General features: G+C 62.1%; 12 protein-coding genes. All 12 read left to right on the top strand.

The window, feature by feature from the left end; translation table 11 throughout:
- Window positions 1-2: 2 nt before the first annotated feature.
- The 12 genes from CPZ01_RS14240 (at window position 3) to CPZ01_RS14185 (ending at window position 13745) form a co-directional block, all read left to right on the top strand.
- On the top strand, window positions 3-1124 hold the full coding sequence (locus tag CPZ01_RS14240) for a hypothetical protein (RefSeq protein ID WP_074878665.1): 1122 nt from the start codon (window positions 3-5) through the stop codon (window positions 1122-1124).
- Entirely contained in the window at window positions 1117-3342 is a 2226-nt protein-coding gene (locus CPZ01_RS14235; RefSeq protein WP_096396401.1) for a VirB4 family type IV secretion system protein, read from the top strand. Before CPZ01_RS14240 ends, CPZ01_RS14235 begins: the two co-directional genes overlap by 8 nt.
- On the top strand, window positions 3335-7159 hold the full coding sequence (locus tag CPZ01_RS14230; protein ID WP_096396400.1) for an ATP-binding protein: 3825 nt from the start codon (window positions 3335-3337) through the stop codon (window positions 7157-7159). The genes CPZ01_RS14235 and CPZ01_RS14230 overlap by 8 nt, the downstream gene beginning before the upstream one ends.
- Window positions 7156-8040 carry a bifunctional DNA primase/polymerase gene (locus CPZ01_RS14225; RefSeq protein ID WP_096396399.1) on the top strand — a complete coding sequence of 295 codons (885 nt, stop codon included), beginning with the start codon at window positions 7156-7158 and terminating at the stop codon, window positions 8038-8040. The genes CPZ01_RS14230 and CPZ01_RS14225 overlap by 4 nt, the downstream gene beginning before the upstream one ends.
- Window positions 8037-9560 carry a primase-associated protein gene (locus tag CPZ01_RS14220; protein WP_096396398.1) on the top strand — a complete coding sequence of 508 codons (1524 nt, stop codon included), beginning with the start codon at window positions 8037-8039 and terminating at the stop codon, window positions 9558-9560. Before CPZ01_RS14225 ends, CPZ01_RS14220 begins: the two co-directional genes overlap by 4 nt.
- 542 nt (window positions 9561-10102) lie before the next feature.
- Complete coding sequence (locus CPZ01_RS14215; RefSeq protein ID WP_096396397.1) at window positions 10103-10543, top strand: hypothetical protein; 441 nt, start codon at window positions 10103-10105, stop codon at window positions 10541-10543.
- 858 nt (window positions 10544-11401) lie between these two features.
- On the top strand, window positions 11402-11947 hold the full coding sequence (locus CPZ01_RS14210) for a hypothetical protein (protein ID WP_096396396.1): 546 nt from the start codon (window positions 11402-11404) through the stop codon (window positions 11945-11947).
- A gap of 73 nt (window positions 11948-12020) precedes the next feature.
- Window positions 12021-12311 (top strand): hypothetical protein, encoded by a 291-nt coding sequence (locus CPZ01_RS14205; RefSeq protein WP_089767338.1) that lies wholly within the window; start codon window positions 12021-12023, stop codon window positions 12309-12311.
- Entirely contained in the window at window positions 12311-12637 is a 327-nt protein-coding gene (locus CPZ01_RS14200) for a DUF7558 family protein (protein ID WP_096396395.1), read from the top strand. Before CPZ01_RS14205 ends, CPZ01_RS14200 begins: the two co-directional genes overlap by 1 nt.
- A gap of 84 nt (window positions 12638-12721) precedes the next feature.
- Window positions 12722-13087, top strand: coding sequence for a MarR family transcriptional regulator (locus tag CPZ01_RS14195; RefSeq protein ID WP_096396394.1), 366 nt, complete (start codon window positions 12722-12724; stop codon window positions 13085-13087).
- The gene (locus CPZ01_RS14190) at window positions 13084-13425 is read left to right on the top strand and encodes a type II toxin-antitoxin system PemK/MazF family toxin (RefSeq protein WP_096396393.1); all 342 of its coding nucleotides are present in this window, start codon (window positions 13084-13086) and stop codon (window positions 13423-13425) included. The genes CPZ01_RS14195 and CPZ01_RS14190 overlap by 4 nt, the downstream gene beginning before the upstream one ends.
- The gene (locus CPZ01_RS14185; protein WP_096396428.1) at window positions 13422-13745 is read left to right on the top strand and encodes a hypothetical protein; all 324 of its coding nucleotides are present in this window, start codon (window positions 13422-13424) and stop codon (window positions 13743-13745) included. The genes CPZ01_RS14190 and CPZ01_RS14185 overlap by 4 nt, the downstream gene beginning before the upstream one ends.
- The last annotated feature ends 13 nt before the right edge of the window (window positions 13746-13758 follow it).

The following is a 13758-nucleotide window of genomic DNA, read 5'->3' as shown; positions in this document are numbered from 1 at the left end:
CAATGTCGATAGATCAAGACGCAGCCGCACGGCGCATCATGGACCAGTTCGGCGAGGAGAGTCGCATCCCCTACCTCAACATTGAGGAGGGTGACGTCGGCGTCCTGATCGCCTTTCCGATCGTCGGCCTATTCATCGCCGGCCTCACGGGGATCGAATCGCTCGCACTTCCGTTCGTCGCCGGCGGCTTCGGCTTTGGCGTTGCCATCGTCTACGTCTCTCCCGATCACCTGAACGCGTGGACGTGGACCAAGGACGTCTATCGGTACGTCAAACGGCCGCAGATTACCTTCAGTGCTCCCGAAGACGCTGATGGGAGTACCAACGAGACAGAGCGGAATGAGGGCGGTCTGGCGAACTACACGCCCTTCAAGCCGGACGAACGTACGCAGGACCTCACGAACATCGAGCGAGCGTGGCCGGGCGCAAGAGCCATTCAGCGGGCCGACGGGACGATGGAGGCGTTCATCGAGATCGACCCGGACAACATGGACTTCGCGATGTCCGACGACTGGGCACAGCTCCAAGACGCCGGCGAGGACTTCGCCAACAAAGAGCTGGATTCGAAGCTCAAACTCCACGCCACAACCCGCTCATTCCCGGTGGAGCAGATCACGGAGAACATCGAGGACCGCCTCAACGACGAGGACGTCACGGAGAATCCGATCTTCAAGGAACTCCTCGAGGAGTACCGGGAGACCCGGCCGAAGGAGATGCGGGAGCGCGGCATCCAGCAGGTGCGATACTACATCGGCGTCCAGGTCAGCCCGTTGGAGGTCTACGACCGCTTCCGCGACGAGGGCACGCCCGCCGAGAAGCTGACGCAGTTTCCCGTCATCGGCTTCCTGTTCAACCCGTTCGTCACCCGTCGCGAGGACCTCACCGACGTCGAACGTCGCGCACAGATGTTCGAGAAGCTCGACAGTCGGGTGAACGACGTGCGATCCGAGTTCATCCAGCAGGCGTCCGGATGGTCCGCACGGCGGCTCAGCACGGTCGAACTGTTCGTCCTGAATATGGACTTCTGGAACGGTCGCGAACACGACTACGACGAGGCAGAGCGTGTCGTTCGCGAACAGCCGATCATCGGCCAGTCGCGCCGGGAGGATGCGTTCGATGCGTAGCGCGATCCTTCAAGCGGGAGGCGGCGTGGGCAGTCAGCTCGTCAGGTGGCTCTCCAGTCCGACCTCTACGGAGGGCGCAGCGCTCTATCTCCTCATCGTTGGCCTGCTCGGTATCGGTGGGAAACTCCTCTGGGACTGGTACACCGAAGACGACACGGAAGAAGTCGAGTTCTCCGACGTACTCGACGAGGAGACACTCGAACAGGGCGAGGCCGAACGCCAGCTCCTCGACGACATCGCCGAATCACACAAGACGGTGACCGCGCCGGCTGCCGCCGAGTGGGAAACGCGAGCCGCACGGGTCGGCGAGCAGTGGACGACGACGCTGTACATCGCTGACTACCCGGACTACCCCAACGACGGCTACCTCTCCGAGCTCTTCGAGATGACGGACGTGCAGTTCGATTTGACGGCCCACATCACGCCGAAGAACCAGGAGCGGGCGCGGAACGAACTGCAGGATATCGCTGACGACCTTCAGGTGGACGCTGACCTTGAACAGAGCGTGCGGAGTGCCTACCTACAGGAACGCGCCAACGAGGCCGCAGCGACGTACAAGGCCGTCGAGAACGGCGCGAATGTCTTCGACCAGGGGATGTTCATCACGGTCCGGGCCGACGAGAAGGAGGACCTCCGCGACGCCGTCCAGAAGGTCAAGAGCGCGCTCCGCGACGACCCGGCGAACCTCACGCCGAAGACGGCAATCTGTCGGCAGGACCTCGCCCTTCAGTCCGCCGCGCCCATCGGCGACAACGAGTTCGGGCGGACGTCGATTGCGCTCGGCGGCGCCGTCGGCGCGCTGCTGTCCTCGCCGCACAACGCGACGATCCTCGAGGAGGGCGGCGTCGAGTTCGGGATTCACAAAGACAACCAGAGCCCGGTCGTCATCGACCCGTTCGCGCGGGACAACGGGTACGCGATGTTCACCGTCGGCGACACCGGCTCCGGGAAGTCGTTCAGTTCGAAACAGAACTTCATCCGGTCGATCGAGCAGAGCAAGGACCGTATCGGCATCATCCTCGAGCCGTTGAACAACTGGGCGGGGGTCGCCGAAGCGCTCGATGCCAAACGCATCACGGTCGGCGGGACGCTCGGCCTGAACCCCTTGGAGATTCGGGAGACGCCCGAGCACGTCCAGCGGGCGATGGGCGAGGACGCGAGCCCGTTCAACGAGAAGCTCGACGACGCGATGAGCTTCCTCACCAACTTCTTCGCGCTGCGGGGCATCTCGCTGGGTGACCGCCGGACGACGCTCGAACTCGGACTCAAGCGAGCGTACAAGCGCAACGGCATCACCGACGACATCTCGACGCACGACAACCCGAGTCCGACGATTCAGGATATGATGGACGTCTTCGAGGAGATGGTCAACGACCCCGAGGAGTTCGTCGTCCGGTCCGACGAGGAGGCGGGGAAGATCAAAGAGGACGCGACGTGGCTCCTCGACCAGCTCCGCCCCTTCGAGGACGACGGTCGGCACGGCAACCTCGGCCAGGAGTCCGACTTCGATATCCGCGACGAGAAGGTCATCTACCTCGACCTCGCCCAGCAGGAGGGCAGCGTCGACAGCAGCACGGCGCTGACGATGCAGCTACTCATCTCGCTGGTGTACGAGCGGGCGAAAGTCTCGGAGAAGGAGGTCGTGTTCTACATCGACGAGGCGCGCTACATCATGCAGGACGCCGCGAGCCTGGCGTTCCTCGAGACGGTGTTCCGCCACCACCGACATCACGACCTCTCGATTCGACTGGTCACGCAGACCGTCGACGAGTTCTTCGAGCACGCCGAGTCCGAGGCGATTCTGGACCAATGTGCGGTTAAGCAGTTCCACCGCCTCGACGGGATGGACGAAGAATGGGCCGACGAGTTCGGCTTGAACTACGCGCAGATGCGGTTCGTTCAGGACGCTGTCCCCGGCAACGAGGACGCCGGCTTCTCCGAGGCGTTGGTAGGCGTCGACGGCGAGTGGCACGGCATCCAGGTCAAAGCGATGCCCAAGGAGAAGCAGGTCATCGACTTTGACCCGACCTCCCAAGTTCGATCCTCGCTGCCCGGCGCCGGCGATGAGGCCGTCGATACCGAGATGGAGGAGTTCCAAGAAGAGCTCGAGCATCGAGCAACGAACGGAACGAACGAAACGAGCGAACTGAACGAGGAATCAGACGCCGTCGAAGCTGAGCCAGACGGCGGGTCAACGGAGGAGACCAACGATGGCTGAGTACTTGCGCGTCACGCCGACATCCGAGCGACTTGACCCGGAGAGTATCTCCCGCGTCCTCGACAGTCTCCACAAGCTGACCACGCCCGGCTCGTCGGGCCTCGGGGCGAAGCTGAACCCGCTCCACAGTGAGACACCACCCCGATTCGAGTTCCTCGCGATCAGTGATGGCCCGGACGACCCGGTAGAGTTCTTCTACGGGGCCGATGCGCACCTCGATACGCTCGAGAAGCGCCTCCGTTCCATCTATCCAGCCACGTTCGACATCGAGCGCGTCGACGTCGACGTCGCTGCCCGGCTCATTCAGCCAGTCGAGTTCACACCGCAGGAATTCGTCGACCACTACGAGGCCGGGCGGCTGCAGTACGAGTTTGGCCCGGCAGAACAGTACGGCATCGTCGACGAGGAATCAGCGGACTCCGAGTCAGCCGAAGCAGACCCCGTTGTCGACGGCGGTACGGCATCCACGAGCGTCCCCGATCATCACGTGACTGTCGGGGACTCAGCCCTGGAACTAGCGCCGCCCGATGCACTTCCAGACGACGAGGAAGAGCGACGGGCCATCGAGAAGCCGACGATGACACCGGCGGGAACGATTCTGGCTCGCCCGGCACAAGACGCTGTCTCGCCGCTCGGGGTTCGGTGGTGTGGCGCCGCGTCGCGGAAGCAGGACTGGATGACCTCGCTGACGCCGTTCACAGCAGAGGAAACTGACGGCGACCTCTCGTCCGTCGACGAACCCGGCGCGGCGCTGGCGTCGCTGATCGACCACCTGATGGAGGCGACAGCGCCGACCGCGTTCCAGGTCGTCTTTCAACGGCGTGCCAGCTGGCAGTCCGACGCGGAGGTGCGGAAAGAGGACCTCGTCGACGGCCGCGACACGTTCTTCCAGGAAGTCGTCGGGTCGTTGCTCGAGGTCGAGGACCAGCGGAGCGACCAGGACGACCGGCAGCTCAGCGAGGCCGTCGAGAAGCGGATCGAGTACATCGACGCGAAGAACGCCAAACGGTCGTTCACGGTCAACATCCGGGCCATCGGCGTCCCCACCGACGACACCCGCGACGACCTCGATGGCCGGATGGACTCGCTCCTCCCCGTGTTCGACCCGCTTGATGGTCCGTTCTACGAGGTCGAGGGGCAACGCCTCCGGGACAGCGGCTTCCGTGAGAAGACGAAGGAGAAGAAGGCACGGGCCGCTCTCCAGCACCTCCTCAATCGCGAGTTGACGACGGGACGAGGGAAGACCCGTCCCGAGCTGGTCCTCAGCGGGACGGAGCTCGCGAACTTCGTCCTCGTCCCCTCCTCCGAACAGTTGACCGTCGAAGGGACGAGGGGAACGAGGGCCGAACAGCAGAGTCGGAATCCGCTCCCGTGGCCTAATCCGGATCTGATCCAGCAGTTCCAAGACGGGATGGCCATCGGCTACGCACTCGACGAGAACGGTGAGCCACGGCCGGACCCCATTCGGATCCCGCCGGACCTGTTGCCGACGCATTACGGGCGATTCGCGTCGACTGGTGGCGGGAAGTCGAAGGCCATCATCAACGACGCGCTCTCGCTCCGCGAGACGACGGGTGGCCCCGTCGTCCTCGTCGACCCGAAGGGCGACGGGATGTGTGAGAACTACCTGCGCTGCCACTACGAACGATTCGGTGGTTTGGACGACGTCTACCATTTCCGCGTCCCGGAGACGATTCCCGCGTTCTCGTTCTTCGACATCCGGCCCGCGCTCGAGGCTGGTCGCAACCGTGAGGACGCGATTCAGGACAAGGTCGACCATTTCCACGACATCCTCCGGATGATTATGGGCCGCGAGCAGTACGGGCAGGCGTTCGTCGCGAACGAGATCCTCAGCTACCTGATCAAGGCGCTGTTCGACGAGGAGTATGGGAGCGACGTGTTCGGGCTGGACGACCTCTTCGCCGCCGCGCTCCGGATGCAGCGCGATCAGACGATTCCCCCGGTCTCAGCGGACAATCAAAACATCGAGGAATCGCTGACGCGCCACTTCACGAAGGACAACCACCAGTTCCAGGTGTCGATGGACGCCGTCGGGAACCGTCTCGACAAGCTCAAAGAGGACGCACATCTCCGCCGGATCTTCAGCCACGTCCCCGAGCAGAACGACGCCGGCGAGTACGTCGACAACCGCTTCGACTTCCGCGAGTTCCTCGATGAAGACGCGACCATCATCTTCGACCTCGGCGACCTTCGGCCGGAGGCACAGCGAGCGATCACACTCCTGCTGTTGAGCAACCTCTGGGACGCCGTTCAGGTGCGCCGTCGCGACGGTCAGACCGACTACGAGAAGCTCACGAACCTCATCATCGAGGAGGCGGCGCCGGTCGCGTCGACAAAGCTCGTCTCCGAGCAGCTCCTGCCGCAGGGCCGATCGTTCGGGCTGAGTATGGGGCTCGTGATGCAGTTCCCCGAACAGGTACGAAATCGGAACGAACGAGCCTACGACGAGGTGCTGAACAATATCAAGACGAAGCTCATCGGCAACATCTCGATCGAGCGTGATCTCGCAGAGTCGCTCGCGCACGAGGACCTCAGCCCGACCGAACTCCGCAACCGAATCAACACGCTTCCGAGCGGCGAGTGGATTGCGCAGCTCCCGAGCCCGTCCTTCGGGGAGACTGGTCCGCCGCCGTTTTCGTTGAAGCCCCTCCCGATTGCGCCGGGGCATCCAGAAAGCGACCAGCCGCTCACAGAGCCCCAAGAAGACCATTTCGAGTCCGTGTCCCGGCCACGGATGGTCGAGCGGACACAGGCCCAGCACGGGCTAACAGAGCCGACTGAGTCGGACACTGATCCGGAGGAGACTGGCTGGGGGAGTTCGGGGGCCGAGACGACGGGTGCGGCTGCCGACGGCGACTCAAAAACGGACCCGACGCAATCCGCGTTCATCAGCAAATCGACGACCGAAGATGCGTCGACGTCGACCACGCCGACCGAGACGGACAGCGACCCAGATGCAGACGAGTCAGAGATGAGCTCCCTGTTCGGGCAGGCCACCGAAACGGACGAGGACCCAGCTGGTGACCAAGCAGGGCAGCCGGAGAACGGGGCAACGCCCGTCCAGGAAAGCAGCGTACCTGTCCCCGATGACGAACTCCGACAACGCGGGCTCAGCCGTGACGACGTCCGGTTCCTGAATCGGGTCCTCGACGTGATGAACCGGGAGGACGACGAGTACACGCTACTGGACAGGATGAGCCAGCTCCGGGACGAATACGACGACCTCCATATAGAGCGGCTCACAGAGCAGGATCTCCTGGAAGCGGACTCCGCTGCCGGGCGCAAGTACTACACCGTCCTCCCCGACGGTCGAGACCTCCTGGGGAGAGAATTGAAGGCGGGACCAGGAGCGGGCGATCTCGGCGAGAAAACGCCACACAAGGTTGGCGTCCGGCTCCTCGAACTGTGGTTCCACCAGCAGGACAACGTCGTTCGCGTGGACCCGTACTACGAAACCGACGACTGCACCGTCCTGGACGTGGCCGGCTTCGACGAGGACGGCGATCTCGTCTGGGCCGGCGAAGCAGAGCTCGCGAGTAACAACCGGCACGCCCCGGTCGAGGATTACGACAAACTCAGCGCGGTGGACGCCGACGCGATCTGGGCCTTCAACAATCGCGAGACGGCGCTCGACGTACTGGATAGCCTTGCCGACGCGGACCGAATCGACGAGCGGGTCAGCGGGCGGGCGGCACGGTCGTTTACGACCATCAGAGACGCCGTCGACGAGTTCGATGCTGCGGGGCTGACCACCGTTCGGGGCTTCAAAAATCTCGATCAAGACTTCAACCAATGACTTGGCGACAGGCGACCCGCGAGGAGATTTACGCCTACTACGCCGAGGAGTTCCCCCGCTATCTGGACGACCTGCCGGAATTCATCACGGCGACCGGCCCGAAACAGTACGCCGTCGCCTTCCGCGAGTCCCACCCGGTACGCAAAGACGAGGTGCCAGCCAAGGACTTCATCCGGCGGGATACGTGGCAAACAGATACGTCGGGGGACCGAACGACGCCCGAGTTCGACGACTTCGAGGACGTCGTTGAGTTCATTCGGCATCCAGCTCGCAACGACCCGCTGGGGCGGAGCGAGTTCGCGCTTGCAGATCCAGAGGTGCTGGAGCAACCGGACCCACGGCCCGACGCCGTCTACTACGCGCTGGATCACTGGGAACGACCCTGGGTCCTCCTGGTCGACATCGACGCGAAAGAGATCGCCCGAGACCGAGCGGACGAGATGGTGTCGGCGGACGTCGACAGTCGGGACGACGATGCGCTCCTCGACGCTGCGGGTATCCTCGACGCCGCTCCCGAGGGGTATCCGTACGCCTTCGAAGACGTCGACCGCGCCATCGAGTACGGGTTCGAGGTGCGCGACATCTTTGAGGACGATTTCGACGCCGAGGAGACGATGGTCGTCTACAGCGGGCAGGGGGTCCACGTCTATCTGCTGGATACCGACCTGGCGCACCGGTACGACGAGCAGAGTCGCGAGGTGTTGAACGACCTCCTCCTCGAGACGTACGACATCCCGATCGACCCCGTCGTGACGGCCGACCGCCGGCGTGTCGCTCGTCTGCCCTACTCGCTGCACGCCGACGTCTGTAGCATCGTCCAACCTATCGAGAGTCCGGCGTTCGACGTTCGGTCGGCGACACCGGAGGTGATCGACGAATGAGCCCCAGTACGCCCACCGACGACGAGGACGCAGCGTATCGAGTTGCGGCACTCCCGCTGGAGTACGGTGAGACCCGCATCAACCAGCTGTTTACGCGTGGCTACAACCGATACGTCCTCGAGGGCGAGGACCAGCCCGAGGACCTCGTGAACGATCTCGAGCGGTTCGGGACGGCGGCGTTCAAAGAGCAGGTTCGTGCTGACGCCGCTGAGGAGCCGTTCGTCGACGAGCCCGGGACGCTCGCCGTGCTTGCAACGCTGAGTGCGGTCTGTGTAAAGGATCACCCGAAGTTCGAGCACGCATTGCCCCGGAACATCCAGGTGCTCTACGACATCCGGCAGCTGTACGTCAACAATCTCGCCTCCCTCATCCGCGCCCACGGTGATGGATCGCTCCAGCAGGACATCGCCGACGTGCTGTACAGCAAGGAGCCCGGCGAGGATGGCCCACACCCTGGTCGAGTCTGTACGGGCATCACAGAGATGCCGGAGTTCGGGGAGGGTCTCTACCTCGAAATCCCGATGGCCGCAGCGTCACGCAAATGTCTCGTTCGGGAGGACCAGGGGTCGACGGGGAGTGACGATGGCGGGGAGATACTGACGCGAGTGAAAGACAACAAGCTGTACGTCCCGGTCGGTGATTTCGACAGCAAGTATCGGGACTATGCTGAGCGGGCGTTCAAGAAGCTCCTGCGGGTGCAAGAAGACGGGCTCTCCGACGACCAGCTGACGTGGCTGACGACGAACGAGTCCGCGATAACGGAGCGGATCGACCGCTTCCTCGAGACCGGCCATCACGAGCGCATCTGGCGGAACTGGGACCGTGGCGAACGGACGATCCGCGTCCTCCGGCGAGCCCTGAGTGACGCCCCCGACGACGTCGCCCAGAAAGGGGAGTTCCTTACAGCGAAAGAGCTCTATCGAGCGGTCGAGGCGTACGAGGCCGAGGACGACTGGGAATCATCCGTGACAGATTGGATCTCGAGTCCGAGCAGTCTCGCCAAGACGTTGGCCGACCACGAGTCACATTCGGCGGTCACCATCGACCGCGACGGGCGCGTCAACACCTATCGAATCGGGCGGGCCGGAACCGGCGCTGAACAGATCGAGGTGCGGGAAATCGAGGACCTCTTCGAACTCCCCTGTCTGGCGAATATGGAGGAGCGACTCCACGAGAAGAAGCCGGTTCGGAAGGATCTCTACAACTTCGCTCGGATGGTGATGTGGCTGCCGCAGTACCAAGACAGCAGCCTCGACGAAATCGTTGCGGACCTCAAGGACGTCTTCTCCAGGTGGCCGTGGTACGACGAGCAGGAAACTGAGTACCAAGTCCGCTACGAGTTCTCGAACACGATCGGCGGAGACACCCCGTTGCCGATGAACTGCGATAACGACGATATGCAGCGCTACTGCATCGGCCAGGACCAATGTCCCTACTCGATCTGGGGCAGTCTTCCGTTCCCGGACGAGATGTACGAACAAGTTGACGAGCAGTCTGCCGGCCCCGCTGAGCAATTCTAAATAATAGACTTCTCCTCAGATTTTCGAGAATCGTGTTGCAGACCAAAGCCAGTCTTTTCAGAATCCCCGTCGAGCAATTTTCAGCGGCTAACACAACCGGAATCGAGGGAATCGGGGTGTTTCACGATTCGAAGTACCGAGCAGGGGAGCCTCGAGAGACACAGAACAGGTGAAGCAGCGGCCCGGTGAAATTTAGATACCTCCGAAATCACCTTCATCACCCCCTCGTCGAGCAAATTTTGGGACTCCAGTATCGCTCCCGAACTCGTCGAGGTGTTTTCTACTGCCTCAAATCGGCCCGACGGAGTTCTTCTTCGATTTGAGGCCGTCATATCGTCTTGCATATCGCGGATTTCGTCCAAAGAAAGAGGCGATATGCAGTGTGCGAAGGCCGCCGGCTCTCTCAGGCCGAGGGGCCGTCATCCAGAGTTTGGATCCAGTAATCTATCAGATTTAGCGCATAGGTTGACAGGGTGTGTGTCAGTGGTGTCTGTCGCCCCCGCGAGGGGGTGGCGGGGCGCATCACGTGCCCCCGATAGACGATGGCTTCGGAACAACGCAGCAAGACACGAGCAGCGCATCAGGCAGGAACTACCCCCGACGGTCAAGCACCGTGGGAAGACATCGAGGTAACGGTTCCGACCGACCGGGATCACGCGTCCGTCGTAGCGCTCGTGGAGTGTTCTCTCGTCGAACTCACGCACGAGGCCGTGGGCGCCGTCTTCATCTCCCGGCAGGTCGGGCGGTCGACGCGGACGCAGTACGTCGCAGCCGACGACGTCGGCGAGCAGTTCCAGAAACGGCACTTCGACGACCGGCTGGGCTGGCACGAGACCACCGTCCCTCGACGAACCGTTCGCGACGAGCTCATTACTCAGCTCACGCGGTCGGCCTCGACGCCGGCGGAGCGGTCAGGTGAGGGAGTAGCCAGCGAACCAGACAACTTCGTCGCGAAGCCAGTTCGAGAGCTCCGAACGCCGTAGCGGTTAGGCTTAACCAACATCTTCGGCCGATATCGACACAGTGTTGGTTAACTCTGGGGCTATCGCGACCCCTTTTTCCAGAACAGGACCACAGCTGGAATCGCCATTTTCGCAAGGAAGACTACGGACTGAGTGCGTATCGCAGAATGTTACCCACTTAATCAAATTGTCTAGGTCGCGTGAAAACCTACTGGACTCTTCCGTATGAAGCACGTACTATCTGTTTATCACAGACCTCACGTCATCGGGGAACGCCCCCCGTTCCGATCCCCCCTCCGCTGATTTAGACGTTGCTAAACTCCGTCTTGAATTGAGCGAAAAGTCCTTGGAAGAATTAGTGGAAGATGGGGTAGTCAAGTGGGATCCCGAGAGAAATATTGTAAAGAAAGGCCCCCACTTCGACAAGGAACGTCCCCTCAAGAGCTAATTCAGGATTCGACATGGTGTATCATGCCACAATCGTATTCCTCTCCGCAGTCTAAAGAGAAGGATGCCTGTACAGGATCCAACTACCAAACGGGAGTTTCAAGAAGCGATGGATGACCTCATTCTTCGTGCACTTGAGAACGGTGTTCCCATAGACAATGGAGGATACGAACTACGCCATGACGCCGAGACTCGAGACTTAGAAGTGATGATTTTCCGGTTGAAGAAGTCGGGATAATGACGATGACTAGCAGCCCTGAGCAGGATTTTCACCCCATCGCTGAATTGAGAAGGGGATATTGCGCCTAACTAAAATCAGTCGAATAACCCCGCCCATCGCCCTACTCCTCGAGTAAGTATACCTTGGCGGCCGGTCGGCTCGATTGACCGTCGCGACGGGTTTTATCGGGTCGCTACTCCTCGTGAGCGAGTATGGTCGTCGTCGAGGAGGTCACCAAACTGAGCGAGCGCCGCAACCAAACCTCGTCCGAGGCGTTTCCGGACGATGCGCTGGCGTCGATTCGGTCGGCCGTCGAGGCCGTCCCAGCAAGCGTCTTCGACGGCTCGACGAAGCACACAGAGGTCGGCGGCTTCGATGCCGCGATCGCCGACCGGCTCCCGCAGTACGAGTACGAAGGAGACGCCGCCGGCGGCTACAACCCGAACTGCAAGCTCTGGTCGCATCAGGGTTTTAACTACAGCGTCGATCTCTACGACGCCGACGCCCGCATCGCCATCGAGGTCGAGAAGAGCGAACGGAAGAACGTCAGCGACGATCTCCTCAAGTTCCAGAAGGGGTACCGCACCAAGAAGGACGGCCGGCCGAAGATCGCGTTCGGCTGTCTGGTGGTGCCGGTGAACTATCTCGGGCGGCATAACCTCTACCAGCACAGCCTGACAAAGCTCGACTTCATGAAGGGCGTCCTGTTCATCGACGACGTCGCCGTCATCGGCTATCGCGACCCGCGACCGGACTGACCCTGTCCGCCCTGACTGTTTGTCGGCGCCGGGAGGCGTGCAGCGCGCAACAGCGTGCGCTGCGTGACTCACCATGCCTGGTCCCGATCCTCACGACGACACGAGTCGCGACTACGAACAGTTCGAGAAAGAACTGCTCGCCCAAGACCGCGACGCCACCAGCGTCGACACGGCGGACATCGACGACACGACGGCCCAGCGCCTGGTCAGCGATCTCGTCGATGCGGACGTCGTCACTTCGGTTCCCGAGGACCAAGTTCTGGTTCACGAGCCGAGCGGTACGGCGTTCGACTCGACAACGCAGTTGGCCGTCTTCCACCGTGGCTGGACGGTCGGCCGCGACGCCGACGCGGAGTGCGAGTGATGCAGCAGACCCTCGTCGGCTGTGCGTTTTGCGACGCCCCGCCTGGTACCGAGACTGGCGAGGCCCACACCTGGGGGCAAGACGAGCGGGTCACCCACCCGATCTGCGTGGACTGCGCGATTCAGACGGAGCCGGATCCCGACGAGTGCGATCACGTCGCCTGTGACGGCTGTGGACTGGTCGTCGACACACTTGCGGCACTCACCCGATTCCGGGCCGAACTGGGGCATCTGGAAGGCCCGTTGCAGCTGTGCGCACGTTGTAGTCCGGGCGGGCTCGCGACGTACTGGACACGTGACCTGGAGGAGCATATGGTTGAGCAGTAGTTGGCTTCTCACCCGATAGCCCCGCGCACCATCACGTTGAAATACGCCGATACACCTAATACACTCACCGACAAAGAAATACATATGCCCATCGACATCGAGACCTTCGAAGCCTCCCCCGAGGATCACCTCCAGCGCTCCGGGGAGACGAACGCGGACCGCGTGATGCGCTTCCTCGCTGCGCACCCTGACCAGGCGTTCACGCAGAGCGAGATTCGCGACGCAACTGACGTCAAAGCAGGGAGCATCAGTGTCGTCCTCTCCCGCCTCGAAGACCGAGGGCTCGTCCGGCACAAGGGCAATTACTGGGCGCTCGGTGAGGTCGATGATGTCGCCGCGTACGCCAGCATGCTCGAGAGTACGCGAGCGGCCAACGACCGTTTCGGTGAAGAGGACATAGACGAATGGTTGGAGCACGCTGTCGACGACGAGGACGAGGCGACTGAATGAGCTATCAGCGTGGGGATGTCGTCTGGGGACCTGACCCGTTCAAGTCGGGAGAGAACCCTCGTCCGTGGCTGATTCTCAACAACGACACGCATCCATTCGGTGACGAGGAGTATATGACGGTCACACTAACGACGACACCCCACGACGAGGGGATTCCCCTCGACGACACCGACTGGGTCGAGGGCGGGATGCCTCGGCAGAGTTACGCCTCGCCGTGGGCCGTCGCGTCGCCGAAGCACGCTGCGATTGTTCGACGCCAGGGCCGCCTCGAGGAGTCGTTCGTCCAGACCGTCGTCGACGCACTCGAAGCGTATCTCGAATCACCGACCGAGGACTGACCGATCACACGACCGTGTACGACGTCCAAGAACGAACTGGCAATCCCGCGCATCCATCTGTCGACAGGGTTTGTGAGCGGCTGCTCGACCGTGCGGCTACTCCGCGAACGGATCACCCGGATGCACATCTCGATGAAACGATGGCCACGGTTGTCGATCGATACGGGGACGCAGTCGTCCAGGCGGTCATCCGTCGGATTCTCGTCGACGGCGTCCCGTTTCGGACGGCTGCTGCAGATCACGATGTGGCGGCACTGGATGGTGTTCGGATCGGAACTGTCGCAACACAGGTTCTCCGTGAACTGAACACGGACTCGTAGGCGTCTTTGAAAG

The organism is Halorubrum trapanicum (genome assembly GCF_002355655.1).
Classification (GTDB): Archaea; Halobacteriota; Halobacteria; order Halobacteriales; family Haloferacaceae; genus Halorubrum; species Halorubrum trapanicum_A.
This window is presented reverse-complemented; position numbering and strand designations above follow the sequence as displayed.